Origin of the sequence: Chryseobacterium oryctis (assembly GCF_025971925.1) — a bacterium.
GTDB lineage: Bacteria > Bacteroidota > Bacteroidia > Flavobacteriales > Weeksellaceae > Chryseobacterium > Chryseobacterium oryctis.
Window position 1 is genome coordinate 297,923 of sequence record NZ_JAPDHV010000001.1, and the last position, 26,751, is coordinate 324,673.

Annotated in this window: 30 protein-coding genes; 10 read left to right on the forward strand and 20 right to left on the reverse strand. The window is 32.1% G+C overall.

What is annotated here, in order from left to right; translation table 11 throughout:
- Positions 1 to 62 precede the first annotated feature (62 nt).
- From OH806_RS01455 to OH806_RS01485, 7 genes are read left to right on the forward strand one after another with little or no spacing between them, the layout of a single operon-like run.
- Positions 63 to 1,016 (forward strand): glycosyltransferase family 2 protein, encoded by a 954-nt coding sequence (locus tag OH806_RS01455; RefSeq protein WP_264741913.1) that lies wholly within the window; start codon positions 63 to 65, stop codon positions 1,014 to 1,016.
- Positions 997 to 1,860 (forward strand): lysylphosphatidylglycerol synthase transmembrane domain-containing protein, encoded by an 864-nt coding sequence (locus OH806_RS01460; protein WP_264741914.1) that lies wholly within the window; start codon positions 997 to 999, stop codon positions 1,858 to 1,860. Before OH806_RS01455 ends, OH806_RS01460 begins: the two co-directional genes overlap by 20 nt.
- A 1-nt stretch (position 1,861) precedes the next feature.
- Positions 1,862 to 2,575 carry a CDP-alcohol phosphatidyltransferase family protein gene (locus OH806_RS01465; RefSeq protein ID WP_264741915.1) on the forward strand — a complete coding sequence of 238 codons (714 nt, stop codon included), beginning with the start codon at positions 1,862 to 1,864 and terminating at the stop codon, positions 2,573 to 2,575.
- Between the two features lie 15 nt (positions 2,576 to 2,590).
- The gene (locus tag OH806_RS01470; RefSeq protein WP_264741916.1) at positions 2,591 to 3,355 is read left to right on the forward strand and encodes a 3'-5' exonuclease; all 765 of its coding nucleotides are present in this window, start codon (positions 2,591 to 2,593) and stop codon (positions 3,353 to 3,355) included.
- A 3-nt stretch (positions 3,356 to 3,358) separates the two neighbouring features.
- Positions 3,359 to 3,757: a putative signal transducing protein gene (locus OH806_RS01475; RefSeq protein ID WP_264741917.1), complete on the forward strand. Its 399-nt coding sequence runs from the start codon at positions 3,359 to 3,361 to the stop codon at positions 3,755 to 3,757.
- Positions 3,758 to 3,771: 14 nt separating this feature from the next.
- Complete coding sequence (locus OH806_RS01480; protein ID WP_264741918.1) at positions 3,772 to 4,377, forward strand: fumarylacetoacetate hydrolase family protein; 606 nt, start codon at positions 3,772 to 3,774, stop codon at positions 4,375 to 4,377.
- A 59-nt stretch (positions 4,378 to 4,436) separates the two neighbouring features.
- Positions 4,437 to 4,874, forward strand: coding sequence for a universal stress protein (locus OH806_RS01485; RefSeq protein ID WP_264741919.1), 438 nt, complete (start codon positions 4,437 to 4,439; stop codon positions 4,872 to 4,874).
- 80 nt (positions 4,875 to 4,954) lie between these two features.
- Here OH806_RS01485 and OH806_RS01490 read toward each other — a convergent pair whose 3' ends face one another.
- Entirely contained in the window at positions 4,955 to 5,188 is a 234-nt protein-coding gene (locus OH806_RS01490) for a DUF6341 family protein (protein ID WP_264741920.1), read from the reverse strand.
- A gap of 42 nt (positions 5,189 to 5,230) precedes the next feature.
- On the opposite strand from OH806_RS01490, the gene OH806_RS01495 reads away from it, so the two are divergent.
- Positions 5,231 to 6,136: a DUF6427 family protein gene (locus tag OH806_RS01495; RefSeq protein ID WP_264741921.1), complete on the forward strand. Its 906-nt coding sequence runs from the start codon at positions 5,231 to 5,233 to the stop codon at positions 6,134 to 6,136.
- Positions 6,137 to 6,142: 6 nt separating this feature from the next.
- Complete coding sequence (locus tag OH806_RS01500) at positions 6,143 to 6,727, forward strand: DUF3109 family protein (RefSeq protein WP_264741922.1); 585 nt, start codon at positions 6,143 to 6,145, stop codon at positions 6,725 to 6,727.
- Between the two features lie 54 nt (positions 6,728 to 6,781).
- On the opposite strand, the gene OH806_RS01505 is transcribed toward OH806_RS01500, so the two are convergent.
- The 17 genes from OH806_RS01505 to OH806_RS01585 form a co-directional block, all read right to left on the reverse strand.
- A complete protein-coding gene (locus OH806_RS01505) occupies positions 6,782 to 7,468 on the reverse strand; it encodes a hypothetical protein (RefSeq protein ID WP_264741923.1) in 687 nt (228 codons plus the stop codon).
- 106 nt (positions 7,469 to 7,574) lie between these two features.
- Positions 7,575 to 8,909, reverse strand: coding sequence for a trigger factor (locus OH806_RS01510; protein ID WP_264741924.1), 1,335 nt, complete (start codon positions 8,907 to 8,909; stop codon positions 7,575 to 7,577).
- Between the two features lie 146 nt (positions 8,910 to 9,055).
- A complete protein-coding gene (locus OH806_RS01515) occupies positions 9,056 to 9,619 on the reverse strand; it encodes a hypothetical protein (RefSeq protein ID WP_264741925.1) in 564 nt (187 codons plus the stop codon).
- A gap of 31 nt (positions 9,620 to 9,650) precedes the next feature.
- Positions 9,651 to 12,035: a TonB-dependent receptor gene (locus OH806_RS01520; RefSeq protein WP_264741926.1), complete on the reverse strand. Its 2,385-nt coding sequence runs from the start codon at positions 12,033 to 12,035 to the stop codon at positions 9,651 to 9,653.
- A 227-nt stretch (positions 12,036 to 12,262) separates the two neighbouring features.
- Complete coding sequence (locus OH806_RS01525) at positions 12,263 to 12,619, reverse strand: hypothetical protein (RefSeq protein WP_264741927.1); 357 nt, start codon at positions 12,617 to 12,619, stop codon at positions 12,263 to 12,265.
- 148 nt (positions 12,620 to 12,767) lie between these two features.
- The gene (locus OH806_RS01530) at positions 12,768 to 14,693 is read right to left on the reverse strand and encodes an ABC-F family ATP-binding cassette domain-containing protein (protein WP_264741928.1); all 1,926 of its coding nucleotides are present in this window, start codon (positions 14,691 to 14,693) and stop codon (positions 12,768 to 12,770) included.
- Positions 14,694 to 14,818: 125 nt separating this feature from the next.
- The gene (locus OH806_RS01535; protein ID WP_264741929.1) at positions 14,819 to 15,739 is read right to left on the reverse strand and encodes a hypothetical protein; all 921 of its coding nucleotides are present in this window, start codon (positions 15,737 to 15,739) and stop codon (positions 14,819 to 14,821) included.
- Positions 15,740 to 15,779: 40 nt separating this feature from the next.
- Complete coding sequence (locus OH806_RS01540; RefSeq protein WP_264741930.1) at positions 15,780 to 16,028, reverse strand: DUF4162 domain-containing protein; 249 nt, start codon at positions 16,026 to 16,028, stop codon at positions 15,780 to 15,782.
- 252 nt (positions 16,029 to 16,280) lie between these two features.
- Positions 16,281 to 17,621 (reverse strand): T6SS phospholipase effector Tle1-like catalytic domain-containing protein, encoded by a 1,341-nt coding sequence (locus OH806_RS01545; RefSeq protein WP_264741931.1) that lies wholly within the window; start codon positions 17,619 to 17,621, stop codon positions 16,281 to 16,283.
- A 49-nt stretch (positions 17,622 to 17,670) separates the two neighbouring features.
- Positions 17,671 to 18,693, reverse strand: coding sequence for a hypothetical protein (locus OH806_RS01550; protein ID WP_264741932.1), 1,023 nt, complete (start codon positions 18,691 to 18,693; stop codon positions 17,671 to 17,673).
- A 13-nt stretch (positions 18,694 to 18,706) separates the two neighbouring features.
- Entirely contained in the window at positions 18,707 to 19,336 is a 630-nt protein-coding gene (locus OH806_RS01555; protein ID WP_264741933.1) for a hypothetical protein, read from the reverse strand.
- A 48-nt stretch (positions 19,337 to 19,384) separates the two neighbouring features.
- Positions 19,385 to 20,122, reverse strand: coding sequence for a hypothetical protein (locus tag OH806_RS01560; RefSeq protein WP_264741934.1), 738 nt, complete (start codon positions 20,120 to 20,122; stop codon positions 19,385 to 19,387).
- Positions 20,123 to 20,271: 149 nt separating this feature from the next.
- On the reverse strand, positions 20,272 to 20,952 hold the full coding sequence (locus OH806_RS01565; RefSeq protein ID WP_264741935.1) for a response regulator transcription factor: 681 nt from the start codon (positions 20,950 to 20,952) through the stop codon (positions 20,272 to 20,274).
- Entirely contained in the window at positions 20,936 to 21,601 is a 666-nt protein-coding gene (locus OH806_RS01570) for a sensor histidine kinase (RefSeq protein WP_264741936.1), read from the reverse strand. The genes OH806_RS01565 and OH806_RS01570 overlap by 17 nt, the downstream gene beginning before the upstream one ends.
- A gap of 95 nt (positions 21,602 to 21,696) precedes the next feature.
- Positions 21,697 to 22,320: a hypothetical protein gene (locus OH806_RS01575; RefSeq protein WP_264741937.1), complete on the reverse strand. Its 624-nt coding sequence runs from the start codon at positions 22,318 to 22,320 to the stop codon at positions 21,697 to 21,699.
- 5 nt (positions 22,321 to 22,325) lie between these two features.
- Entirely contained in the window at positions 22,326 to 23,084 is a 759-nt protein-coding gene (locus tag OH806_RS01580) for a hypothetical protein (protein ID WP_264741938.1), read from the reverse strand.
- Between the two features lie 78 nt (positions 23,085 to 23,162).
- Complete coding sequence (locus tag OH806_RS01585; protein WP_264741939.1) at positions 23,163 to 23,783, reverse strand: DUF5715 family protein; 621 nt, start codon at positions 23,781 to 23,783, stop codon at positions 23,163 to 23,165.
- Positions 23,784 to 23,990: 207 nt separating this feature from the next.
- On the opposite strand from OH806_RS01585, the gene aqpZ reads away from it, so the two are divergent.
- Positions 23,991 to 24,719 carry an aquaporin Z gene (gene aqpZ, locus OH806_RS01590; protein ID WP_264742321.1) on the forward strand — a complete coding sequence of 243 codons (729 nt, stop codon included), beginning with the start codon at positions 23,991 to 23,993 and terminating at the stop codon, positions 24,717 to 24,719.
- Positions 24,720 to 24,806: 87 nt separating this feature from the next.
- Here the strand turns inward: aqpZ and OH806_RS01595 are convergent, their stop codons facing one another.
- Both OH806_RS01595 and OH806_RS01600 read right to left on the reverse strand, forming a co-directional pair.
- Positions 24,807 to 25,781, reverse strand: coding sequence for a LuxE/PaaK family acyltransferase (locus OH806_RS01595; RefSeq protein ID WP_264741940.1), 975 nt, complete (start codon positions 25,779 to 25,781; stop codon positions 24,807 to 24,809).
- Positions 25,782 to 25,970: 189 nt separating this feature from the next.
- A complete protein-coding gene (locus OH806_RS01600; protein ID WP_264741941.1) occupies positions 25,971 to 26,747 on the reverse strand; it encodes a UDP-2,3-diacylglucosamine diphosphatase in 777 nt (258 codons plus the stop codon).
- Between the last annotated feature and the right edge of the window lie 4 nt (positions 26,748 to 26,751).

Below are 26,751 nucleotides of genomic sequence, written 5' to 3' on the forward strand. Positions count from 1 at the left end.
TAGTTTTTTAGTATTTTTGCAAAAGCATTTCTATGCAAATTTAATAAATCAATATCAACTGAATGGATCATAATAAATTTTACTCTTTAGTAATTCCCATGTATAATGAAGAAGGCAATGCAGGAATTCTCATCGATCGTATTCGTGAAGCCATGAACGGCTATAAATACGAACTCATCCTTATCGATGATAACTCTAAAGATAAAACGGTAAAAGAAATTATAGAAAAAAATGATCCGAGTGTAGTTTTGATTCAATTAAAGAAAAACTATGGTCAAAGTTCTGCGATGATGGCAGGTTTTGACTATGCAACAGGAGATTACGTAATTACTTTAGACGGTGACTTACAAAATGATCCAAGTGATATTCCTGCAATGGTTGCTCTTCTTGAAAAAGGTGATTACGATTTGGTTGTAGGAAAACGCCAAAAAAGAAAAGATTCTTCTATAAGAACCATACCTTCAAGAATTGCCAATTTCATCATTAAAAAATCAACAAAACTTAATATTTCAGATCAGGGCTGTGCTTTAAAAGTTTTCACTCACGACACAGCAAAGGATTTGAATTTATATGGAGAAAATCACCGATTCATAAGTTTAATGGCACATTTAAACGGGGCAAAAATTGCTGAAATGCCGGTGAAACACCATGCAAGACAATTCGGAGTTTCAAAATACGGGATGAACAGAACTTTTAAAGTAATTAATGATTTGCTTTTGGTTTTATTCAATCAAAAATACCTTTCAAAACCTATTTATCTGTTTGGAAACATCGGACTTGTTGCTTTTGTGTTGGGAATGTTGATTAATGCTTATCTTTTGGTTGTAAAATTAATGGGACACGATATCGGAGGCAGACCATTATTGATTTTGGGTGTTCTTTTGGCATTCATCGGGATTCAGTTTTTTACAACAGGTATTATTATTGATATGTTGATGAAAACGTATTACGAATCACAAAGTAAGAGACCTTTCAACATCAGAAAAATTACAAATTTTGGAGAAAACAAAGCTTAAAAAACTCCTGATTAATACTGCAAAAATTCTTGTCAGTATTGTTTTATTGTATTTTGTTTTCAAAAAAATACCTTTTAAAGATGTTGCTCAACTTTGGTCCACTGTTAATGTTTTTTACATCATATTAGCAGCATTTTTCTTCTTGGCCTCTCAAGTTTTGTCTACAAAAAGGCTTGAATTTTATTTGGATTCAAATAATTTCAACTTGAACTTCAAAAGCAATTTAGAACTTTACTTTTTAGGAATGTTTTACAATTTTTTCATCCCCGGAGGAATTGGCGGTGATGCCTATAAAGTATACATTTTAAATAAAAAATTCGGATGGAGTGCCAAGAAAATTACTTCAGCTTTATTTAATGACAGATTGAGCGGATTATTAGCTATTTGTGTTCTGATTCTTTGTTTTTCAGCTTTTTTATTTGAAGTTCAGTGGGTTTTACTGATTATTGGTTTAATTATTTTAGGAATCGGATTCACTTATTTTTTGACAAAAAAAATATTTTCTACCTATACAGAAATTTTCTTCAAGACTTTCGCAATATCAATCATCATTCAGCTTTTGCAAGTGATTTGCTTTTTTTTAATTATGAAAAGTCTGGGAGTACATGATAATTTTACGATTTATACCGTTACATTTTTGGGAAGTTCCATATTAAGTTTGATTTCGTTTGCGGGAATTGGTGTAAGAGAAATGCTATTTCTTCAGGCTTCAAAATATTTTGAATTCAATGCTTCAATTTCTGTATCAGCATCTTTACTTTTTACGGTAATTACAGCATTTTTTTCGCTTTTTGGAATTATATTCCAATTAAGAAAGCTAAATTTAAACCTTAGAGAAAAATAACATGAATTTTATAAAGAACAATCTGGCAAATGCATTAACATTAGGAAACCTTTTTTCAGGCTGTATTGGGGCAATACATTTGATTTTAGGAGATTATCAGACGACGGCAATCTGCATTATCCTTTCTTTAATCTTAGATTTTTTTGACGGATTTGTGGCAAGAGCCTTAAAAGCAAATTCTAATTTGGGAGTTCAGCTTGATTCTTTGGCAGATATGGTGAGTTTCGGATTAATTCCGGGACTAACAATGTATGCTGCATTAGAACCTTTCGGGAATATTTTTTTAGACACCGAATTACCTTTCGAAATCAAATATCTAGGATTATTTGTTACTCTTTTTTCATGCTTAAGATTGGCAATTTTCAATTTAGATGAAGACCAAAAATACTATTTTAAAGGATTGAATACTCCGTCCAATACCATCTTGATTTTCGGATTGTATTACGTTCAGAAAGAAAGTGGTGATTTTACATTTTTATTTGAAAATTCTTTATTTTTAATATTATTTACGGCAGTTTCATCTTGGTTGTTGATTAGCCCAATTAAAATGATTGCCATGAAGTTCAAATCGATGAAATTGCAGGATAACTATCCTAAACTAGCCTTATTGATTGGTTCCATTATCATTTTACTTATTTTCAAAACGGTAGGAATTCCGTTGGTGATTATGTATTATATTTTAATATCAATTATATTTCAAAAACAACTTAAATAAGTTATAACTAAAAAAATGAATTTAAAATTATATAAACCGCTTTGTATCTTTGATTTAGAAACCACAGGAACCAATATAGGAAAAGACAGAATCGTAGAAATCTGCATTCTAAAAGTAAATCCTGATGCTTCTAGAGAAAGCAAGACATGGCGTGTAAATCCCGAAATGCCAATTCCAAAAGAAAGCAGTGAAGTGCACGGAATTTATGATGAAGACGTAAAAGATGCTCCTACCTTCAAAGAAATTGCTTCAAAAGTAATGGAAATGATTAATGGAACGGACTTAGGCGGCTTTAATTCAAACAGATTCGATGTTCCTCTTTTAGCCGAAGAACTTTTGAGAGTCGGGATGGATTTTGACCTGAACAAATTCAAACTGGTTGATGCACAAACTATTTTCCATAAAAAAGAACCAAGAAATCTTGGAGCAGCCTATCAGTTTTATTGTGGAAAAACATTGGAAAATGCCCATTCTGCAGAAGCTGATGTAATGGCTACTTTTGAGGTTTTGGATGCTCAGGTTGGAAAATACGACGATATTCCTAATGAAGTTTCTGAACTAAGCGAGTTTACCTTCCATAATAAAAATGCAGATTTGGCAGGATTCATTGGTTATAATGATAAAAATGAAGAAGTTTTCAACTTCGGAAAGTATAAAGGACAAGTTGTGAAAACAGTTTTCCAGAAAGACCTTGGCTATTATGGATGGCTTCAAAACGCAGATTTTCCTCTTTATACAAAGAAAATTTTTACAAAAATTCAATTATCAAGCAGGTTTTAATATATGAGCGAACTGGTAAAATTTAAATTTTACGAAACCGCCCTTCAAGCCAACAGAGACAAACAAATTTTGGCTGAAAATGGCATCAACAGCTTCATAGCAAACGAACAACTGATTCAATCGGATTGGTTGCTTTCTCAGGCTGTTGGCGGAATTCAGCTACAAGTTTTTGATGAAGATTTGAAAAAAGCTAAACAAATTCTGGAAGAATATAAAGAAAATCAAGAATTTGCTTTAGAAGTAGAGCACACCATTGAAAACCCTGAATTTGATTTTGTATGCCCAAAATGCGGTTCAAATCATATTTACAGAGATGATAGTGCCACAAGCTTTTTCGGAATCTCAATTTTAACGAGTCATAAATTTATCTGCTATTATTGCGGAAATGAATTTACACATTAAAAACAATAGAATATATGAAAATCATCTGCATAGGAAGAAATTATAGTGAACATGCAAAAGAATTAGGAAACGAAATCCCAGAAAAACCAGTAATTTTCATGAAACCAGATACTGCTATTCTGAAAGGAAATGATTTTTACATCCCTGAATTTTCCAATGACGTTCATTATGAGCTTGAAGTTGTTGTAAAAATTTCAAAAGGCGGAAAATACATTCAAAAAGAATCTGCTCACAAACATTACGAAGAAATTGGGTTGGGAATCGATTTTACAGCAAGAGACCTTCAAAGTGAACTTAAATCTAAAGGACTTCCCTGGGAACTTGCAAAATGCTTCGATGGCTCTGCTGTGGTTGGTAATTTCTTTAAAAAAGAAAATTACAATCTAGAATCACTTAATTTTTCATTATTAAAAAATAAAGAGAAAGTTCAGGACGGCAACACAAAAGATATGATTTTTACTATTGATGATATTATTGCTTTTGTTTCTCAATATTTTACCCTGAGAGTTGGCGACCTTATCTTCACCGGAACGCCTAAAGGAGTAGGAAAAGTAGAAGAAAGAGATATTCTTGAAGCCTACCTTGAAAACGAAAAAATGCTTGACATACGAATATTATAAATAATCGAATGTAGAATTTAACATAATTTTTGTATCTTTAAGTAACAAAATTAAAGGCTATGTTAAACATTGTACTACCCGTAGATTTTGGGGACAAAACAGATCAACTTGTAGATGGAGCAGTAAAATTTGCTAAACAGGTAAACGGAAAAATTTTCTTAATTCACGTTGCTCCTTCAGATATTGGTTTTGCAATTGGGGATATGGGATATCAATATTTCCCGGAAGTGGAAGCAAATGAAATAAGAGAAGAATTGGTTCAGCTTAATAAAATTGAACAAAGAATTCTGGCTCAGGATGTAGATTGTGAACATTTTCTAAAACAAGGTCTTGCTAAAGAAATTATTTTAGAATATTCTAAAATGAAAAATGCAGACTTTATTGTAATGGGTTCACACGGAAGAAGCGGAATATATGATGTATTTGTAGGAAGCTTAACCAAAGGATTAACAAAAGATTCACCCATTCCTGTTCTGGTAATTCCTATACATGAGTAAATTAAATTTTAATCGTTAATATAAAAAAACCGATCAAAAAACATAAGTTTTGATCGGTTTTTTACTATATAACCAATTAATTAACCTTCTTTTTTGTAGATTTTCGGATCATAGTAAGGGAACTTACCTTCCGTTGGAGAATAGTAGTCTTTATCTTTATCGCCACCTAGTGTAACCACTAGAACATAGCACCAATAAACAAACAATACACAGCAAACGATAAATAAAATCCAGTTTAAAACATTTCCAAATGAATCAAAAAAACCGAAAGACCATTTGAAAACTTTACTTAAGAATAACCAGAAAGACGTCATTATTTTCCTTTTTTAAATTAACTTTGTACAAATTTAAAAAAAATGTTTAAATTACTTTCAAAAGAAAGCAATATTTTTTCAATTCCTGTTTATATTGGTTTTCTTCTTTTAATAGTAATAATATTTAACATACTGAATTTCAATACCTATGAAGCAATTATTGCCGGAATTACCTTTCTGGGAATTGCTCTTGGTTATTTTTGTTTTAATAGTATAGCACTTAATTATCAGACACATCTGCCATTATTCCTGTACACTTTTTTCATTTTTGGGCTTTATCCCGGAAGTCTGGATATAGGAATCGCTGTATCACTTTTAACGAATTCTTTTCTATTACTCCTTTTAACGAGTACTAATGAAGACATCAGAAAAAAATCTTATGTTTTGGTAGGGTCAATTGTGGCATTAAATTTCATTTTTCTTCCCACAACCTGGCCTATGGCTGTTTTTGTAATTATTCATGTAATTGCTACTTCAGAAAGAATTACTCTTAATCTTTTCAGGTTTTTACTCGGAATCGTTTTAATTGTATTCAGTTATTTTTCTATCATGTATTTCCTGAATTTCACAACATGGAATATTGATTATTTCCCATTTGGAAAAATGAAAATAGTAACGGACTACAGTGATATTTTATCTTTAATTCCGATAGCTTTGATGCTTATTTATGCGGTTTATGACCATTTCATCAATTACAACAAAAAAAGCCCAGTAAGCAGGTATAAATATACCTTTCTACTTGTTTTTTCGCTGGCACAGCTTGTAACCATTATATTATATATGAATAAAAGCTATGAATATTTGCTTCTTTTGGCATTTCCATCAAGTATTATTTTAAGTAGAATGATAAAATTTCTACCAAAATACTGGATGCAGGAAGTAAGTGTATGGCTTATTATTGTAAGTTTAATTACCTTTAAAGCAGGTACTTTTTTCGAACTATTTTAAAAGATTATGATTCAGATTGACGATAAATTGATTTCCGAGGATATTTTTTCCGAAGAATTTGTTTGCAACCTTACAAAATGTAAAGGTGCATGTTGTGTAGAAGGAGATGTTGGTGCTCCTCTTGATAAGAGCGAATTGGAAATTTTGGATACTATTTTTGACAAAGTAAAGCCTTATCTTACTCCCGAAGGAATAAAATCTATTGAGGAAATAGGAACATGGACAACTGACCCTATGGACGGAATGTATGTAACCCCAATGGTGGAAAACAGAGAGTGTGCCTATGTAACTTTTGATGAAAAAGGAATTACAAAATGTGGAATTGAAAAGGCCTATGAAGACGGTGCTGTAGATTGGCAAAAACCAATTTCATGCCACCTCTATCCTATCAGAGTAACAGAATATTCTACTTTTACGGCATTTAATTACCATAAATGGGACGTTTGTAATGACGCTTGTACTCTAGGAAAAGAGCTGCACGTTCCTATATATAAATTCTTAAAAACTCCTTTGATTAGAAAATACGGAGAAGAATTTTATGAAGTTCTAAGCGATGCCGCAGAAGAATGGAAAAAAGAATATGGTTCTTAAAAAACAAAACCGCAGAAATTTCTGCGGTTTTTATTCTTTTTATATTAAAGTTTTTTACCCTTTAAAATCTTCATCAGAAACCCCTGAGTTTATAACCACTTTAGTTGTTTTAATCGTAACCTTCTGCCCATTTCCTTCTGCATCTATTTCCTGTGGAAATTTGATTCCATCTACCGTCATATAGCTTTTAACAATTGCAGTTCCTTCTTTAGAATTAGATTTGTATAGTAATCCTGTTTCAGCATCAAAATAATATTTACCACTATCCGAAGATAAAACATTATAGTTTTTACCATCAACATTTTCTACAGTAGGTGATTGAAATTTAGTTTCATAATATCCTAATGCATCTATTACTTTTCCTTTCTTAAGTTCAGAAATTTTATCTGCAGGAATCATACTTTTATTACCCATCTGCTCGAAGTAACCTTTTTCTCCATCAAAAAGCTGAACCATTTTCTGCCCCATAACAAGTTGTTCAGATTTGAACTTATTTCCCATTTTTTTTGTTGACATGCTAACTTCCATTCCTTGTACAGAAAGTACATTATCTATCACTGTTGACTTTACTCCTTCCAGTTTTTCTTTTCCTCCTAAAGCTTTAATATAATTATCAATAACTTCCTTAGGTGTCAGTTTAGACTGCTTTATTTCTGTTTTATCAGTTACTGCTTTTTGTTGTGCATATACAGAAGTAGAAAAAAGAACTGCACAAAAAAATGGAATGATTATTTTTTTCATATACTATATTTAGGCTGTAAATATAAAAAATGTAAAAGACAAAATGATTCAAAAAATAAAAAACCACCAAAATATGGTGGTTTTAAAATATTTATATCTCAATAAATTATTTTTTAAGCTCTTCTAAGAACTCATCATGAGAAATTGCTGTTTCTTTTTTAGTAGCTTTTTCAAGAATAACATCTTTCAATTTAGCCATAGCAACTTCAGAAGAAATTTGTCTTACCTGCTCTTGGTCTTTCAACATTTCAACAGCATATTTTTGGATTTCTTCATCACCTAAATGATGGATTCCGTAAATAGCTAATTGATTTTTCACCAATTGTTCAGCCTGAGCTAAAACATCAGCATAATCTAATTGAATTTCATTATCAGCCATCAATTTACCCTCGATGATTTGATATTTTAATTGATTTTTCTCTGCTTCAAGAATTTCTTTTGCCTGTTCTTCAGACTGGATATTTTGATTAGAGAATACCAACCACTTAACTAAGAAAGCTTCAGGAAGTTTTACTTCTTCTTTCTCAGAAACTTGTTCTAAGATTTTATTTACGAAGTGAACATCTGCATTTTGTTGGAAATATTCATCTAGTTCAGATTTTACTTTTTCTTTCAACTCTTCTTCAGACTTGATAGTTCCTTCTCCATAAACTTTATCAAAAAGTTCTTGGTTTAATTCTGCTAAATTTAAAGCATAAAAATCTTTTACTTTTACTTCAACTTCAGCATGGTGTAAGTGCTCAACTTCTTCTTTAGAGAATCCTAATTCTTTAGCTAAAGCTTCGTCACCAGCAAGAGTTTCTTTAGAAACTTTTACAGAACCATCCATTTTCAAAGACTTTACTAATTTGAAAGCTTCTTTGTTTTCTGCAGTGATTACTACATTTTTTGGATGATGGTTGTGCTCTCCTTCAGCATCTTCTTCAACAACCTGAGAAATTTCTAAAGCAACATATGAGTCTTTATTGATTTTGTCTTGAGGAGCCTGCTCAGCAAAACGCTTTTGCATGTTCTCAATACTTTTGTTGATTTCTTTATCAGAAGCTTCTACTTTATAATGAGGAGCCTCATATTTAGCCAAATCTATAGTGAATTCAGGCTCATACCCAACTTCAAAAGCAACAGATAACTGATCAGCATTGTAATCGAATTCGTTTACTGGCTGAGGAACAGGCTGACCAACTAATCTTAATTTATTTTCGTTAACATAGTTGTTTAATGCATCAGAAACTTGTTTGTTGATTTCTTCGAATGCAATACCTGCTTCATATTGTTTTCTAACCATACTCAAAGGCACTTTCCCTTTTCTGAAACCAGGAACTTGCGCATTTTTAGCATAATTAATTAATTGCTTTTCTACTTTTTCTTTATAGTCAGATTTTTCCAATGTCACTGTAAGCAATGCACTTACATCATCATGGTTTTGTGCGGTAACCTTCATTATTGATTAAAATTTTAGGTTGCAAAAATATGAAAATTTTATGAAAATCACTCATTTAAAATCAACTAATAAAGCTAAATATTGTTAAATAAAAAACCACTGAAAAAATCAGTGGTTACCAAAATATAATATATGATGCTTTTTTGTTAGTGAATACTAATTATAGCATCTACATCACTCTCTCCTCCAACAGTACTTCCCAGTTGATTATCAGCAGAAGGCGAATTATCATTTACTGAAGTTGCCCCGTGAATAAGTTTAATATTTACCTTACCTGTAGAAGTTGTACCTGTAACAGTCCATTCTGTTTTAAGACCTAATTTTTTACCATCAGTTCTTACAATATCATCTGCGGCCCTCTTTACTTTTACCTCTGCACCTGCAAACTCAAAGATAACAAAATGTTCGTCCTTTTCTTCTAAAATCTCATCATTTGCACTATGATAATGATCATCATGTTTCACCTGAAAATCTAGAGAAACATTATATACATCTCCTGCATGTGCATGAATATGAGCATCTGCCACTCCTCCTATATAATTAATCGTCTGAACATCACTTGCATCATTTTTATTGGTAAGAGTAACAACCAATTTTTCAATTTCCTCATGCTCATGGATATCTTCAGGAATATCATCTTCCCCATTTCTACAAGAGAAAAGTAAAACAGCTGCGAAAAGTAATAGTGCTATATTGAATAATTTTTTCATTGTAATTTTAAATTTTAAGTATTAATAATAATTAGAAATTGTATTTCAGAGTAAGGATAAAATTTCTCCCTGGTTCGTACATAAAGTATCTCAACCTATTTAGGTATTCTTTATAATATTGATTTCCAATATTATTGACTCTGAAATTAACATTAAAGTTTTTGAATACGTCTGCTCCTATTGAAGCATTGAACGACACGTATTTCTGAGGTGGCGTACTCAAATCAAGAGTTTTGATCACCATTTCACCGTTGTCAATAAACGTAATATCATTATTTCTTACCGGAAAATGTTTTTGTTGAGAAACAATATCGTTTTCCAAAGTAATATAGAAATTGGAAGGTTTATTAAGTTTAAACTCAATGGAATTTCTCATTTTTGTCGGCATCATCAAGATAAGCGGTTCGTCATTTGATAAATCATCACCTCTCAAAGTACTAAAAGCTGACTTTAGACTTAAATTATCAAGAATTTTAAGCTCTGCTTCTGCATCCAACCCGTACATTCTAGCTTTAATCTGTTGATAAGTCCAAATTGGGAAAACGCCTCTGTTTGTAGACTGTATACCTGTCGGAATCTGGTTGATAAAACTGTCAGAATACATAAAGTAAGGATTTGCCTCAATATGCAAACCTTTCAAAATATTAAACTGAGCAGCCAAAGAAAGATTCACGTTATAAGCCGTTTCTTTTTTGATGCTTAAATCTCCTTTTTCCATGATTGCAGCAGAATGATGAAGTCCGTCAGCAAATAATTCCGCAGGGTTCGGGTTTCTTTCCGCTCTGGATAAGTTTAATTTAACCTCGAAATCACGAATCGGTTTATAATTCAACCCAAGATTTGCCGAAAAGTTGTGAAAATCTAAAATAGGACGAGCTAAAATTCGGCTATCACTTTTTCTCACATAAAACTCGGGATAAAGTGAGGCATATTTATCATCCCATTCTGAAGCATCATAATATTTATAGGCATCATATCTGCTAAAATCATATCTCACGGCAGCTTCTGCATTAAATTTAGCATTAAATTTATATTTGAAAACAGAAAACGCTCCTGCGTCATATTTATAATAATCAGGAATTAAACGTCTTGCTTTTGCCGCCGGATTTGGATAGTTATCCTGGAAACCTGTAGAAATACCGCTTTCCAGGCTCCAATTCGGGCGTTCAATGAGATGTGTTAAACTTGCAGTATGAGTAATCAGTCTCAAATCCATCGAAGGCAACGCATTCAATTCTCTTCTTCTGATATCAAACTCTTTACGACGATTCAACTGGAAACTATACTGAAAAGTTAGCTTTCCAAAATTTTCAAAACGTTGGTATGCCATCACTTTTCCGATATGATGTTCTACTTCCTGTCTCGGACTATTGATATCATAACTAAAATTATCATAAAAATATTCCTGACCATAATTTATGGCATTATAAAAATCTACAGGACTTCCCAAATGCGCTCCTTTATAAATGCCAAACTCTTGATTGATACCGCTATAAGCAATTTCAAAACCCTGCATAAAACTTTGCTTTCCGAATGAGAAATTAAAAGAATTAACTTCCATACCTGTATTCTGCAAAGTATGATGAGGAATCATCTGGTCTCCCAGTTTTTTATAAGTTCCTCCCGTTTTTACAAACCAGTTGTTTTCCCAGGATTTTATTGCATTTGCAGCAATTTCGCCTCCTCTACCATTAGAAATACCTGATAGTTTTATGTTTCCCATCAATGTATCTTTCTTTGGCATTGGAGCAGGTTCTAAAAGAATGACTCCCCCAATTCCTTCACTTCCATATTTCAATGCAGATGCACCTTTAATGACATCAATATGCTCAAAATCATTAACATCCACATTCGGAGCGTGTTCCACACCCCATTCTTGTTCAGCCATCTTCACGCCGTTATTCAAAATAGAAATACGACTTCCATACAAACCGCGAATAACAGGTTTTGAGATATTATTTCCTGTTTTCAAGGCTGTAACACCTGATAATCTTGAAAGTAAATTCCCTAAATTTTCGGTAGAATTCCTTTCAATATCAGCTTTATCAAGTGTTTTTATGATAACTGTTCCGGTTTTTTTGTGAGTTCCATGCAGTCTCACTGTTTCAATATCTTCAGCGTGATGCTCAAGAGTTATTTCTAAATGAAGATCCTGAGTAACTTCTATATTTTCAGTATGGTCATCACAATCAGGATGCTTAGCAATGAGAATATAATTTCCTACAGGAATATTATTAAAAGAAAATTTACCTTCTTTATTGGTTTTTGCTGTAAAATCACCAATTTTCACTTCCGCATTTTCCAAAAAGGTTTTATCATGAAAATCATAAACCGTGCCTTCTACAGTATAATTTTGTTGTGCGCTTGTAATTGCAAATCCTAAAAAGGTAAGCAATAAACTATATATCAATTTCATTGTAAACAGATAGATTATATACCCTCAAAGAGGTACATTTTTCGTAAAAATTTGTTGAATGGATTTTTATCACCGAATATATCATTACACTTAATCAAATGTATATCAATATCATCAACCTAATATTTTTAATAATCTCATCACTCTCATATGGGTTTATAATTCCATTGAAAATGTTTAAATCTTAAAAAAATTTAAGCCTGAAAAATCCGAAAAAAGAATTAAAATTAAGAAATTGCAGGAGGACCGCGAAGCTGAAAAGTGAACTTGGTCTGGGACCATATTTTCTCCTGAACAGCAATAATTTGCTTTACTTCATGAGTGTATGTTTCAAAAGAAAAATTAAATTCTTCCGGAACCAAAGTATTTCCTGTAACCAAAAAATGACAAGCCAAACAGTCACCTGATTTTTCCTTTACAATATTTTTTGTAATGGTATTTTCTGTTTTTTTAAAGTTAAAACCTTTAAAAACATCTTCTGAACTGTGACTGTGAAAGTTTTGAGAAAACAGCGCAATGAAGTATATCCCAAACAATAACTTGGATATAAAATTCTTCAGACTTCTGCTTTCTTTAAAAATCATACTTCAAAAGTATAAAAATAATTTAATTGTATAAATTAAAATTCTATTAAATCACTAAAAATTGTGATTGTTTAATAAGTACAAAAAGTAAAGGATTTGTTACAAAAAAGCTTCACAAATAGTATTCATGAAGCTTTTATTTTTTACTTTAATCAAGTTGAGTTCCTAAATATTCCCACTCTTGCAGAGCCGAATCTAGATCTTCTTTCGTTTTATTGTATTTCTCCAAAGTATCATCAGAAGGATTTTCTTTTGCAAAAGAAGCTTCAAATTTTTCAATTTCTGTCTCAAGCTCAGTAATTCTTTCTTCTACTTTTTTAATTTTATTCTGAACACTTTTCTGTTCTTTACTTGCAATCGTTGATTGATTATTATTAATCGGTTTCTCTTCAACTTTCTTCATCTCAACTTTTGGTACTTCATTATGAAGTTTTGCCTTTTCAGCAGAAATTTCACGAATGGATTCTTTTTGTCTGAATTCTAGATATTCATTAATATCTCCTAAGAATTCTTTCATTTTACCATCTCGGAATTCGTAGATTTTATCACAAAGACCTTGCAAAAATTCTCTATCGTGAGAAATGACAATCAGTGTTCCTTCAAATTTTTGAAGAGCCAATTTAATAATCTCTTTAGACTGAATGTCTAAGTGATTGGTAGGTTCGTCCATAATCAACGTATTGAAAGGACGAAGCAACAATTTACAAAGAGCCAAACGGTTTCTCTCACCTCCGGAAAGTACTTTTGTTTTTTTATTTACCGCTTCACCTTGGAAAAGGAAAGATCCTAATAAATCTCTTACTCTTGGTCTTGTTTCTTCTGTTGCAGCATCTTCTGCTTCTTCTTGAACGGTTTTATTCGGCGTTAATACTTCTTCTTGATTTTGAGCAAAATAACCAATATTAACGTTGTGACCTAAATTCCAGTTTCCAGAATAATCTTTGATGTCTCCTGCGAGAATTTTGGCTAAAGTAGTTTTCCCTTGTCCGTTCTGCCCCAATAAAGCAATTCTGTCGCCTCTCTGAACAATGAAATCAACATCATCAAAAATTTGTTTTTCTCCGTAAGCTTTTCCTAATTTTTCGGCTTCAAAAATAATTTTACCCGGAACTTGAGATTGTACAAATCGGATATTGAATTTAGAAACATCTTCGTTATCAACCTCAATACGCTCTATTTTATCTAATTTTTTGATAAGAGATTGTGCAAAAGAAGCTTTTGTAGCACTTGCACGGAATTTGTTAATATTATCTTCCATTTGCTTGATTTCCGCATCCTGATTCTTTTTAGCCTGAATCAGTTTTTCACGGCGGTCTTCACGCATGATTAAATATTTTGAATAATTGGCCTTGTAATCGTCTACTTTCTTATTATTAATATCAAAAGTTCTGTTACAAACCGCAGTCATAAACTGCTTATCGTGACTTACCAGAACAATTGCACCCGGATAATCTTTCAAGAAATTTTCCAGCCAGATGATAGATTCCATATCCAAGTGGTTGGTAGGCTCATCGAGAAGCATAATATCATTCTTTTGAAGAAGCAATTTTGCCAATTCGATTCTCATTCTCCACCCTCCGGAAAATTCGTCTGTTATTTTTTTGAAATCATCTGCTTTGAAACCCAAACCGAAAAGTACTTTTTCCATATCCCCTTCCAAATTGTATGCATCGTGATGCATTAAAAGGTCGTTGAGTTCAGTCATTTTATTAATCAAATCGGTATAAGAATCGCTTTCATAATCGGTTCTTATGGTCATTTGATGATTTACTTCTTCCAATTCATTTTTCCAAGCATTGATTTGCTCAAAAGCTTGCATAGTTTCATCCCAAACGGTTCTTCCTTTCACAAAGTCTAAATCTTGTTTCAGGAAACCAATAGTTATATTTCCTTCAGGAACCACGTTTCCTTCATAGAAATTGATTTCCCCTGAAAGCATCTTTAGTAAAGTGGATTTTCCTGCCCCATTTTTACCAACTAAGCCAATTTTATCATCCTTTTTAATTGTGAAATTCACATTTTGAAACAAATAGTTTCCCGAATGATGTAATCCTAAACTTTGAACCGAAAGCATGTTAAATAATGATTAATAAGTGAATAATGAATTTTCGGGTGCAAAAATACGGAAAAAGAAATGAAATGACGACATCAAAAAAAGCTACCAAAATAAGGTAGCTCAATTTTTTTATTTATTGTGAATTAAAAATATCCATTTTCAAGACGAGAGATATTTCTCCTAATCACCGTATCATACATTTCACCTTTTTCTGAGAGTCTTTTTATTGCTGAATGAACTAGCTGTTTATACTCTTCTGAACTACTTCCAAAATCTTCGATTGATGGAACATCCGAAATAGTACTTTTTGCCAATTTCGCAGTAGGAGTACCATCTTTTACTCTCTTTTCAAGTTCAGCTGCTTTTTTTGCATACTTGTCATCTAACACCAAGTAAGCTTCAAATGTTATTTTATTTTCTGCAAGAGAATCTACAAGCCCAGCCTGTAATGCAATAAACTTCCTGTACGTCTCAAGATCTGCTGCTACACGTATTTTTGTTGCATCTAAAGCTGCTGATAATTCTACATCTCTTGGGCTCTCCATTAATCTATAATAGATAGCCGTAGTTGTAACTGCTTCACTTCCAAAAGTTTCATCATCTTGAATATTAATTGACGAAGCATAAAGAAACGCAATAGTCCCTGGAGCAAGTCTATTCATAGAGAAAGCCAAACTTGCAGTAGAATTGGAAGAAGATTTTGCAGCTTCTGCAACAGCATTTACCACATCACTATATGCATCAATTGCTGCTGAACTTGCTAAACCTTCTGGATTAGTCGGGTCACTTGCTGCCTTTACCGCTTTTAATGCAGAGGTAACTACACTGGCAATTTTATCAAGGCTAAATTCACTTGTATACTCTGTTTTTACATTAGATGTATAAGAAATTTCCCTTGCATCAGTTAATTGTGCACTCGCTAAATGCTCTTCAATTTGCTTGTAAAATTTTGCTTTATTATTTGCTTCCTGAGCTTCAATCGTTGCTTGCAACTTATCAATTTGCTCTTTTGCTTTTACTGTTTTATCTGCTACTCTCTCAACAGATGCTGTTCTACATCCCATATTTTTTATTTTTTAGGTTATTTAAGTTTTTTATTAGTTTTTATCCTTTAGTAAGAGGAGGCGTTTTCTTACCTGCTTTTACCATTACAAACATTTCATCTAGGCTTACTCTTGCTTCATTATAGGTTACTTTATGTATACCATGATGCGAATTTATAGCATGTTGCAATTCGTTCAATGACTTGGCTTCCTCTGTCGTTATTTGTGTACCTCCATTGTTTCTATTTTGCTCCTCTACACAAGCTTTATGAAGTTTACTCGCTTTGTTAATCCATGTAGTCTCTGTCATGATTTCTTTTTTTTATTTTTTCGATAAAATTCTTAGTATTAAGAATCGGTTTTACCATTTAATAAAAGCAAAGTAACCACGAAAAAAACAGAAAAAATAGAGTAGAAAACACTAATTTCACGGTTGCGTATTTTCACTGAGTCTTCGTTTTCAAATCCGTTTTTAAAGTTTGAATATAAAAAAGAGCTGCCCAAATAGGGCAACTCTCCACTAAATTTAAAACTGAAAAAGTACTAACATTTAGTACATCTTTTATTTTACTAATATCGTTCGGCTCCAAGTATCATTATTAGGAATATTTGTTCCGTAAGTAAGGTCAGTAACAGACTTAGCTTCCAGATTACCGGCTTCGGCTTTCATTTTTAAATCAGCGGTATTTAAACTTGCCAATGCAACAGTATCACTTGGAACGTTCAACCCATTATTGATTAGTTCAACATCAATTTCATTTTGAGCTCCTTTCAACAACGCTGTTTTATATAAACCAAAGTTCGCAGAGATATGAGTATAGTCTACTAACTTTTGATAGTTATATTTAGGTTTTAAACTTGGAGACAAGTCTTTTGCGTATGCTTCTATTTCTTCAGAAAGTGCAATCAAATAAGGATGTTTCTGAAAATTGATTTCAAAATTTGACTCATTAAAGTTTGTACTAAAAATAGGAGTTACCAAATTGGTTTCCTTTAGCATCAGTTTTCCGTATACTTTTGACAAATCATTATATACATTATTTCTTTTTACATAGGCCTGAGAATATATCATACCTTCATCAAGTTTATAACTTTCAAGAAGAGAATACCAAATTTTGTTACCTTCCGAATCTCTCTTTGTATCTCTTACCTTTTCTACATACTCAATAACTTTGGCATTTTTAGTATAGTTAGCAGAAATATAAACAGATTGAGGACCTTCTAAATATCCTCCTCCTACATCTGCATGTGCTCCAGGAACAAACATCTCTTTCCAAACAGAAGTTGGGGTAACAGATTTTTCGTCTTTCATGGTTGGGGAATCTTTAAAAATACCGGTAAGCGGGAAGAAATATCTACATTCATTCACAGCACAAAGATGAAGTGCATTTTCAATACCCGGTAACAGATTCACAGGATAATTGAGAGTAGGCGGTGTAGATTCTACAGTATCATAAATACCTAAAAATTTGACTTTAATATTCTCTGTATATTTTGTGCCTTTTTTCAGCAATTCATAACAGAAAGTTCTTGCCAACATAGCCCCTCTGCTAAAACCATATACATAAAAATGATATTCTTTGGTTTTATCCTTCATTTTATCTGCAATAAAAGCACAGGCTTTTGCCAGCTTATCGTCAGAAGAATATCCTTTGTAACCAACAGGATTCATACATGTTCCCATTGCATAGCTGCTATCCTCTTGTCCTGTTAATGTTCCTATTCCTTCGATATAAGCCTTCTCATTTCCGCTGAACAAACCAAAAAGTCTATAAATGTTAGTAGTACTACTATAATAACTTTCATTATTTTTTGTAGGTTTTTGAGGAGACGTTGCATTTATACCGTTGTTTCCTGTTCCATCGAAAAAAATTCCGATGGATATTATATTATTGTTTTCCATGTTAAAAGTTTTTAATTTTTTGTTATTTTAATTTTTGTCTAAAAAAACTCTAAGCCCATTTTATGGTGTATAATTCAGCAATATTTTTAGGGCGAGTTTCTAAACCATCTGCTTCAATATTCGTTTTAGAGGTAGCTTTTGTATTAATAATATTCATAGATGGTCCCGTACCCGAGGTAATCATCAAATCAGTTGAAAAATTCAGTCCGTGATCATGTTTCTTAAAAATATCATTTTCAAAAGTACTTACATGGTCTCCCGTAATTGTTCCTGTTCCCGGAGCTGTTCTTTCCGTAGCATTCATATCCACATTTGCCTGATTATTCCAAGCTCGACTGAAGTATCCACGCATATCAAGGAGCATAGAATATCCGTTTGAACCTTTTCCAAATCTGTAATTGATAACAGAATTTAATCTTGTATAATTTTTGTCTAATTCCACAGGAACGTTGCATAAAGAAAATTCTCCTTCGGGCGGAAATTCAGTTGCAATATATTGTTTTCTTTCCCCAATTATTCCCTGAATAATGCATGGAAGATTCTGAAGAGCAACCAATCCCAAATTAGCACAACATTGTGTGATTCTTATCTCTGCATTAGGGACTAATGATGACACGGAAAGCACAAGTTGAGTGGCAGAAGAATTGATATTATGCTGAATATTAACTTCATGATTTCCTGTTTGTGAAACTGTAACAGAAGTAGAATCTATACCGTCCGCCAATTGTACAGATACATTTCCTTTCACACTCAGACTTAATATTATTTTAGCTGAAACTGTTTTTCCGGGTAACATTTGCATCCATCTTGGAAATTCATGTAAAGCCTGAGTAAAAGACATTTCGTCCGATGTTTGACTTTTCATAATAACCAACTGATTGGAATTGGAATCAAAAGAAATTTTTCCATTTGCTCCCTTATCATTATAAACCCAACCATCAGGAACGCCATAAATAATAGCTCCATTCCTCGAAGTTTGATTACTGAAATACCGAAAATCACAATTATAAACCAAATTGTTCTGCCCTAAAGCATAAAGGTATTCTTCAGTAGTAATTTGCATATTTTCCATGGTTAATTGTTTTTTATGGAAGTTTTCCTTTTTTAAATAGATTACTCGCCGAATCAAAATATACGTCTGTATCTTCCTGAAAATCTATAGAAAGATATTTGCTCATAACAATATTTTTGGCACTTATGCCCGAGGGGACAAAAAATGATGACGAAATTGCCATATTCGAAGTAATTCCACTGGCTGTAAAAAGCCACAGCTCATCACTGTAATCAAAATAAACAATTGTATTAACAGATGCTGAATCTGCATTGCAAAGACTAAACTCATCATTAATTTTCTGAGAAATAGCCGGATACAAAGTAGAATCAGAAGCGTTTTCTATTCCTAAAAACTCAGAAGGACAATCGTACGCTCCTTCAAAGCCCAGATTTGACACTAAATATCTTTTTCCATATTGCGCATCTGCCGAAATATTTTTTTTATAAACAGACATATTCTGAGGTTTAGTCCTAGTTGCCCATACCTGCCAATTGTCTGAGAAAACATAAGAGTTTTGATTAATAAAAGGCTTAAATGCAAGACATATATACTTCAAATCTGAATTTCCGGGATAAGACCTTATAATACCAACACTTTGTTGGGTATCATTCAGGTAGGTTATCCCTTTGGAATCAAAATATATGTTGAGCGCAATATCCATATTAAAAAAAAATCCCGAAGGAGTTTAATCCTCCGGGAATATTTATTTTTAGAAAATATTCAAAAGCTGTGTCAATGACTCTCCTGAAGATACTGGATTTACAGGAGCTGTTCCTGGTACACTTTCAATACCATAAGTTCCCGGAATCATCTGTAAATCATATTCTATATTCTGTGCACTAAAGATAAAATTACATCCAGGTGCAGTAGCATTACCTGTAACAGATCCAGACGTCATATTAGTCTGAGCCGCAAATAAAACAACTTTCTCATTTGGCTCCATACTTACAGAACCTTCGGGAGTACATGTAAATGCACAGAAAGGTTGAAATTCTCCGTTCACTTTTGCTGCTAATCCTATCGTAATATTGGGAGTTCCTGCCCCTCTCTCGTTTTTCACTGTAATTACACCTGCAGGAGCGCCAGTAGTAGTAGAAAAAGATCCATCAGCATGAAACGTTACAGCTGTTCCAAGTGGAACTTCATTTGACAAAGCCTGCATTTGAATAGTAGTATTGGTACCAATATTCGATTTGTTATAAACATATACTTTATACTTTGGCTCATAATCAATTTCTACTTCGCCAAACATTTCCTGATAATTCACCGCAAACCAAGCTGGCACCCCAGAAGAAACCTGATTCGGTCCTGAAGCTCCTTTATAACCCATTAGTTTATATCCGTTTTGTTGCAAGTATTGTAAAATTGCTTTCTGTTCACTTGATGTAAAATCAAAATTGATTGAAAATACCGTAGTTGCTGCTTTTGATTCTGTTATTGTTGACATGATAGTAAATTTTTATTTGGTTATTATTATTTCGTTATTGTTCATATTTATCTGAAGCTTCGTTGAATGAACAAGACAAAGTAACAATGAAAAATTCACTATTTGTAGAGTAAAAATTGCCAAATAAAAAATTCCGTATAAGTACGGAATCAAAGATTAACTGGAGGTGAGTAAATATTATGAACTATTGCATATATAACGAGTCCCACGGTGTTTTTGGCTCCTATTTTTTCTAAAATCCGTTGTCGATGACTTTCAACAGTTCGTGGACTCAGGAATAGTTTTTCCGCGATTTCGTTATTAGTAAATTCTTGGCAGATGAGAACAACCACTTCCTTTTCCCTTTCGGTAAGCTCATCACTATTATCAAAAAGAGATTTTTTCTTTTGTGAATTGTTCATATAAGAAGAAAGCATACTATAATCTTCGGAAGTGAAAAACACTCCATTCTTATAGACTGCATTTATAGCATCAATGAAAACCTGTTTAGGGGAATTTTTGGGTAAAAAAGCAGAAACTCCCAATTTTACCATATATCCCAACACTCCTGTTTTGTAATGAGAAGAGAGAATCATGATTTTGAGCTCGGGATATTTCGTTTTCAAAATTTCTACTAACTCAAAACCATCCATAGGTTTCATCTGAATATCCGCTAAAACAATATCCGGAAAGTCTTCCGGAGACAACTTTTCCAAATTTTCTAAAAAGTCGTTACCATTGATGGAGGTAAGATTCACAGAGATATGCTTTTCTTTCGACAAAAGAAGTTTTATACCTTCAAGTATAAGCTGTTCATCATCTACTAACGCAATATTAATTTTTGAATTCATTATCAGAAAAAATTTTAATAATTAATCTACTTCTTTTTCCAATTGTGTTTTTCCATTTATAAATTGCATTCAGAGACTTGATACGAGATTCTATATTTTTAAGTCCCATACCCTTACTTGCGGTTTGGTAATCGAATCCTTGTCCGTTATCTGAAAGAATAATTACTGTATTTTTTTTGTTGTCTTTTATATAAATTTCAATTTCTGTGGCTAAAGAATGCTTGATAACATTAGTTGTAAACTCCTGAATAATTCTATAAATCTGTACTTCCGTTGAAACGTCTTTAGGAGTATATTTAGAATTTACTTTCAGTAAAATTGTAATTTTAGGAGAAAGATTGGTGATAAGCTCCTCAATATAAAGTATTAACCCAAGTCTTTCCAGATTAACCGGATATAATGAGTGAGATATCCCTCTTGCTGAATCTATCAATTCCGAAATCTGTGTAGAAATTACTTTTTCAGCCGATTTATCTTCAATTTCTATATTATTCAACCATAAAGACAAAATATTAAGCCGGTTTCCTAAATCATCATGCACCATTACGGCCATTTTTCTTCTTTCATCTTCCTGTACTTTATTACTTTCCAGTACCATTTGTTTTTGATAATAGATTTCAGCTTTATACTTTTCAGCCTTTTCTTTCATAATCCTATCTATAAAAAACTTATAAGCCAATAGAATAAAAGCTATTATAACTGCTATAAGAACAATTATAAGAACAATAGAACTGATATTTAAAGTTACTTCTTTAATTTTAATACGGTATATATAAGTGATAAATAAAGTAGACTGGATAAAATATTATTCAATGTTAAAATTAACAAATAATTTTCCTCTGAAAGCAATATAAGCTGATGCTGAATAATAAAAACAAAAACAGATACTGAATAATATAAAAAAATCAATCCGTCAACTAAAAGAAAGCGATTAGTAATTTTATCTGATTTAATTTTCTGTAGTAATGTACTGCCTGCAAAACATATAACAATGATATTTGAAATCACTTTGGCATAATCATCAACACCAGAAGTCATTGAAAAATTCCTACCAACAACAAATATCAGAAAAAGTAATAAAGAAAATACAAACCAATATTTGGGAAGGTTTAATTTTCTAATAAAAAGTGTCGTTAATATCAAAAACTCCCCTGCAATATAGATGGGATAGAGAAATACTGTATTTTCAATATTAAAAACATAAATCAGTAATTTATTAATAACTTCTATCAGAAAAAGAAAAATGATATAATAGATATACCATTTTTCTTTTTTTTCAAAATTTTTACATCTAATTATAAGCAGTATACAGCATATAAGAAGAAGAATATTGTTAAAATAAAGTACTACTGAATAAAAATCCTTCATTTTATTTATTCAAACGGTATTTTACATACGGGTGGGCATGGTTGTGACCAATCATAGGTATTAGAAACCATCTCTACACTTTGTCCTAAACCATTTTGAAGATTTCCTTCATTATAAAAAGAAATGAAAATAAGAGTAACAAGCATTTGTTGATACACATCTGAAAATTTTAAGCCGAAAGAACATATAAACTTGTTTAAATTGGCTTTTGGTGGATATAAATTCTCGGAAGGAACATAAAATCTTTCAAAAATATTTCTATAGCTTGTTCTTTCATACTTTTGGCATTCGTTGTAAAACCAATTCATCCCTTCATTTCTCCAAGACTCAATAGCCTCAACTACTTTATCCTGCTCCAACATTGGCATATTTGCAACCGGGAAGTAGGTATTTGCACTATCATCAATCTTTCTCAAATCACTTGAAAGAACAGCATGTTTTACAACTGTATATTCTTTAGTTTCTACAAGTCTAATATCTCCTGTACAGCCCACAAGAGAACTATAAGGATAACTCTCTTCATTGATTTTTTGACCGTTTTCGTTAAGAGGACAGAAAATAAGAATTAGGTTTTCTCGAAAGACACCTACTTCTACACAAAACTCTTTGTATTTATTTCGGTCTCTCAACCACTGAATTTGCTCTATGTCAAACTCAATAACATTACTTGTAGAAATAAGATTTTCAATACTCTGGTAATTTTCAGAACAAGATTTCCATTCATTAGTAGCCTGAATGAATTCTTCATGGTTTAAAGTTGTCATAAACATGGTAATTTTAGTTCCATAAAAATATGGAAACTTAATTATCTATGCAAATATTCACTGGAAATTGAATTTAAATTAATAATTCCTTACCGTAATATGATAACAACTTTGCTGTTTTTCTTTAATAAAATAAATCTTACCTGCTCTGGCATAATAGTTTAGAACTTTCTCTAATGCTTTCTCCATTTTCGGATTATTTTTTAAGACATCATTAAATCTCACATAAGAAATATCAAAAGAATTTCCATAATTATGAGAACTAATCCCTAGAGAGGCGTTTGAATTCACTTTTCTCAATCTACATTGGTCTTCCAGAGTTCTTGTAATAGATGAAACTGTAAAAGTATGTCCTTTGGTTTCTTTACTAAATTTAGCTCCTATTTTCTCAAGAGTAGCTTTAGCTTTGGAAACCATCCATGCTCTACTGTAATCTAGTTTTTGAACCCGATATCCTTTTCCTGATTTTTTTATTTTATGAAATTTCCCATTATTAATGTATTTCTGAACAGACTTAGAGTCTTTCAAAAGCTTTACCCCAAAACTCTTTGAGGCATCCAAATGTGGCTTATAAAGCGGAGTTGGCTCTACTTTCAAAACCTCTGCGTAATCATAACATGGAAGAGATTTTTTCGACGCCTGAGCAAAATAAATACTATAAACAAAAGACACAAAAACCACACACAAAAACTTTCTCATTAAAACAGGCTTTTAAATTTACAATCTAAATATAAATATTTATGCCATATATTTCAACTATAGAAATAATATTCATTAAATATTTTCACAATACGTCTTAAAACAACCTTCCCTTCTTCATTAAAATTGATAGAGTTTTTAAAATTTAATTTTTTATTTTGAATTTTAAATTCTAAATTTGGTTTACATATAAAAATAAACAATATGATAAAAAAACTTTTTGCTGAATTTTTCGGCACGTTTTGGCTTGTTTTCGGAGGTTGTGGAAGTGCTATTTTTGCATCTCAAATTGCACCCGCTGCTAATGGTCAATTAGGTATTCTTTTAATAGGTGTTGCCTTAGCCTTTGGTCTTACGGTACTTACAATGGCTTATGCTGTTGGACATATTTCAGGTGGGCATTTCAACCCAGCTGTATCGTTTGGTTTATTGGCAGGAGGCAGATTTTCTGCGAAAGACCTTATCCCCTACATTGTGGCTCAATGTTTAGGAGCAATTGCTGCTGCAGGAGCTTTATACACAATTTTAAGCGGTTCTGGAACGCCAGATTTGTCCGGACCGGGAGCATTTGCCACCAATTTTTATGGTGATGCTGTCTATTTCGGAAAAGGCTACTCAATGGGAGCTGCATTTTTAGCTGAATTTTTATTAACAGCTTTCTTCCTAATCATCATTATGGGAGCAACTGATAAGTATGCCAATGGAAAATTTGCAGGAATAGCAATTGGTTTAGCTCTTACACTTATTCACTTAATTTCAATTCCTATCACAAATACATCCGTAAACCCTGCAAGATCTCTTTCTCAGGCGGTTTTTGTTGGAGGAAATGCTATGTCTCAACTTTGGTTATTCTGGGCTGCACCAATTTTAGGAGGTGTAGTGGGAGGATTAATTTATAAGTTTCTACTTCAAAAAGATTCTGAAATTGCAGAATAGAATAATATTTTAAAACATAAAAACCTGTCGATATGACAGGTTTTTTTTTATTTCTTTGTTAATTTATCAACTATTTATTTAAAAAAATTAAGAAACCAATAGACTACATCCACGAATATCAGAATGATCTATTCTTCCAAGCACCTGAAATTTTTTGCCTTGTATTTTTCCTAAATCCTGAGTTGCAATGAAAGAACAAGAATGAATATTGGCTAAATCTATGATATTAATCGCTCCCGTTCTACCTTCTTTTTCATAGCTAAAAGGATCTTCCGTATTTCTTACTAAAACTCTCATCCAACTCGGACATTCATATTCATTATTTCCTAAAGAATAAGCCTGTGAAAGCAGCTCTGTCATAGAATATTCAGAATAAATCTTTTCTGTTTTAAAACCATTCTGTAATATTTTCAATAATTCATCCTTCGTCATTTCCTCTTTTCTCCCCTTCATTCCTCCGGTTTCTATAATGATGAGATTTTCAGACTTCGTAATTTTCTGATTTTCTATAGAATCAAGAAAATCTAAAAGAGCAAAAGAGACGCCAAAAAGAATCACCTTTTTATCTTTCAATTGATTTAAAAGCCCAAACAAATCTGAATGATTATAAAGGAAATACCCATTTTCAGATTTAGCAGATTTCTTCATCAAATAATCTACCATATATATTAAAGAAGAATTTTGTCTTTCCAAATAACTTGGTAATAATCCCAGGAAAATAAAATCTTCAGGTTTACCAATAAACTGCTCAAAACTTTTGTAAATACTTTCCTGATAAATATTTTCATCGGCTATAAAATGTTTCGACAAATTCATTTGCGTAGTTCCTGAACTTTGAAAATACAAATCTGCAGAAACTTTTTTATCTAAAACCTGATGATTTTTAAACATTTCAATAGGAAGAAACGGAATTTTTATCAAGCTATCAACTTCATTAGGATTCACCTTCAGATAATCTACAAACTTTCTGTACACTTCTACATTTTCGTATTGATAACGAAATGCTTTTAGTGAAGCAGACAAAAAATCCTGTTCTGTATTTATATCAAATATATTTTCCAAAATGTTAATTTTTCTAGTCTATATAAGGCTCAAAAGCATACCTTCATAATAAAGACTTTAATTTTTAATAATTTTTTAACCTAAAAATTAAAGAATGGTCAAATTATTGCTATGAAATAATCGGAATATGGATTAAAAACAGGATGATGAAAATTTCATCCGAGAATTACCTCTCAGGAGGTAATTTTTTTATGCTTTATTGTCAAAAGTTTTCAGTTCAAAATCTCTCTCGAAAACCCCATAAGTAAAATAAGAAATCCAGTCTCCCAAGTTAATATATTTTGCATTTTGTTCTAAATCCAAAACCATTGGCAAATGACGGTGACCATAAATAAAATAATCAATCTTTTGATTTTTAAGCTTTTCTTTAGAATAAATAATCAGAAACTCTTTATCCTCTCCCAAAAACTCTTTGTCTTCCTCCCCTGAAATCATTTTATTTTTCTGCGACATATACAACGCAATTCTCATTGCAATATCCGGATGAAGCCATTTAAAAAACCATTGAGCGACAGGGTTTGTAAACACTTTTTTCATTCTTTTATACCCTTTATCTCCAGGACCTAAACCATCTCCATGAGCCAATAAAAACTGTCTTCCACCAATCTCAAAATATTGCTTTTTATAGAAAACGGTACATCCAATCTCTTCCTCCAGATAATCTTTCATCCACAAATCATGGTTTCCCACAAAAAAATAAATATGAATTCCGCTATCTTTCAATTCAGCAATTTTCCCTAAAACACGTACATAACCTTTAGGAATTACATGTTTCCATTCATGCCAAAAATCAAACAAATCTCCCATCAAAAACAAAACCTGAGCATCATGCTTTATTTCATCCATCCAACGGATAAATCGCTCTTCACGCACTTTACTTTCCTTAGGATTAGGAGCACCAAAATGCTGATCTGAAGCAAAATATACTTTTTTACCAGGTTCTAAATTGATGATAGTTTTTAACACGTCT

What these genes read in the sequence shown, in the direction of transcription:
- OH806_RS01575 (WP_264741937.1), bottom strand. Translation starts at nt 22,320, where the DNA reads ATGAAGGATTTTTATTCAGTAGTACTTTATTTTAACAATATTCTTCTT.
- OH806_RS01505 (WP_264741923.1), bottom strand. Translation starts at nt 7,468, where the DNA reads ATGAAAAAAATAATCATTCCATTTTTTTGTGCAGTTCTTTTTTCTACT.
- OH806_RS01520 (WP_264741926.1), bottom strand. Translation starts at nt 12,035, where the DNA reads ATGAAATTGATATATAGTTTATTGCTTACCTTTTTAGGATTTGCAATT.
- OH806_RS01550 (WP_264741932.1), bottom strand. Translation starts at nt 18,693, where the DNA reads ATGGAAAATATGCAAATTACTACTGAAGAATACCTTTATGCTTTAGGG.
- OH806_RS01470 (WP_264741916.1), top strand. Translation starts at nt 2,591, where the DNA reads ATGAATTTAAAATTATATAAACCGCTTTGTATCTTTGATTTAGAAACC.
- OH806_RS01465 (WP_264741915.1), top strand. Translation starts at nt 1,862, where the DNA reads ATGAATTTTATAAAGAACAATCTGGCAAATGCATTAACATTAGGAAAC.
- OH806_RS01455 (WP_264741913.1), top strand. Translation starts at nt 63, where the DNA reads ATGGATCATAATAAATTTTACTCTTTAGTAATTCCCATGTATAATGAA.
- OH806_RS01555 (WP_264741933.1), bottom strand. Translation starts at nt 19,336, where the DNA reads ATGGATATTGCGCTCAACATATATTTTGATTCCAAAGGGATAACCTAC.
- OH806_RS01585 (WP_264741939.1), bottom strand. Translation starts at nt 23,783, where the DNA reads ATGAGAAAGTTTTTGTGTGTGGTTTTTGTGTCTTTTGTTTATAGTATT.
- OH806_RS01490 (WP_264741920.1), bottom strand. Translation starts at nt 5,188, where the DNA reads ATGACGTCTTTCTGGTTATTCTTAAGTAAAGTTTTCAAATGGTCTTTC.
- OH806_RS01570 (WP_264741936.1), bottom strand. Translation starts at nt 21,601, where the DNA reads ATGAAAGAAAAGGCTGAAAAGTATAAAGCTGAAATCTATTATCAAAAA.
- OH806_RS01545 (WP_264741931.1), bottom strand. Translation starts at nt 17,621, where the DNA reads ATGGAAAACAATAATATAATATCCATCGGAATTTTTTTCGATGGAACA.
- OH806_RS01580 (WP_264741938.1), bottom strand. Translation starts at nt 23,084, where the DNA reads ATGACAACTTTAAACCATGAAGAATTCATTCAGGCTACTAATGAATGG.
- OH806_RS01500 (WP_264741922.1), top strand. Translation starts at nt 6,143, where the DNA reads ATGATTCAGATTGACGATAAATTGATTTCCGAGGATATTTTTTCCGAA.
- OH806_RS01475 (WP_264741917.1), top strand. Translation starts at nt 3,359, where the DNA reads ATGAGCGAACTGGTAAAATTTAAATTTTACGAAACCGCCCTTCAAGCC.
- OH806_RS01515 (WP_264741925.1), bottom strand. Translation starts at nt 9,619, where the DNA reads ATGAAAAAATTATTCAATATAGCACTATTACTTTTCGCAGCTGTTTTA.
- OH806_RS01560 (WP_264741934.1), bottom strand. Translation starts at nt 20,122, where the DNA reads ATGTCAACAATAACAGAATCAAAAGCAGCAACTACGGTATTTTCAATC.
- OH806_RS01540 (WP_264741930.1), bottom strand. Translation starts at nt 16,028, where the DNA reads ATGACAGAGACTACATGGATTAACAAAGCGAGTAAACTTCATAAAGCT.
- OH806_RS01535 (WP_264741929.1), bottom strand. Translation starts at nt 15,739, where the DNA reads ATGGGATGTAGAACAGCATCTGTTGAGAGAGTAGCAGATAAAACAGTA.
- OH806_RS01480 (WP_264741918.1), top strand. Translation starts at nt 3,772, where the DNA reads ATGAAAATCATCTGCATAGGAAGAAATTATAGTGAACATGCAAAAGAA.
- OH806_RS01485 (WP_264741919.1), top strand. Translation starts at nt 4,437, where the DNA reads ATGTTAAACATTGTACTACCCGTAGATTTTGGGGACAAAACAGATCAA.
- OH806_RS01510 (WP_264741924.1), bottom strand. Translation starts at nt 8,909, where the DNA reads ATGAAGGTTACCGCACAAAACCATGATGATGTAAGTGCATTGCTTACA.
- OH806_RS01495 (WP_264741921.1), top strand. Translation starts at nt 5,231, where the DNA reads ATGTTTAAATTACTTTCAAAAGAAAGCAATATTTTTTCAATTCCTGTT.
- OH806_RS01565 (WP_264741935.1), bottom strand. Translation starts at nt 20,952, where the DNA reads ATGAATTCAAAAATTAATATTGCGTTAGTAGATGATGAACAGCTTATA.
- OH806_RS01530 (WP_264741928.1), bottom strand. Translation starts at nt 14,693, where the DNA reads ATGCTTTCGGTTCAAAGTTTAGGATTACATCATTCGGGAAACTATTTG.
- OH806_RS01525 (WP_264741927.1), bottom strand. Translation starts at nt 12,619, where the DNA reads ATGATTTTTAAAGAAAGCAGAAGTCTGAAGAATTTTATATCCAAGTTA.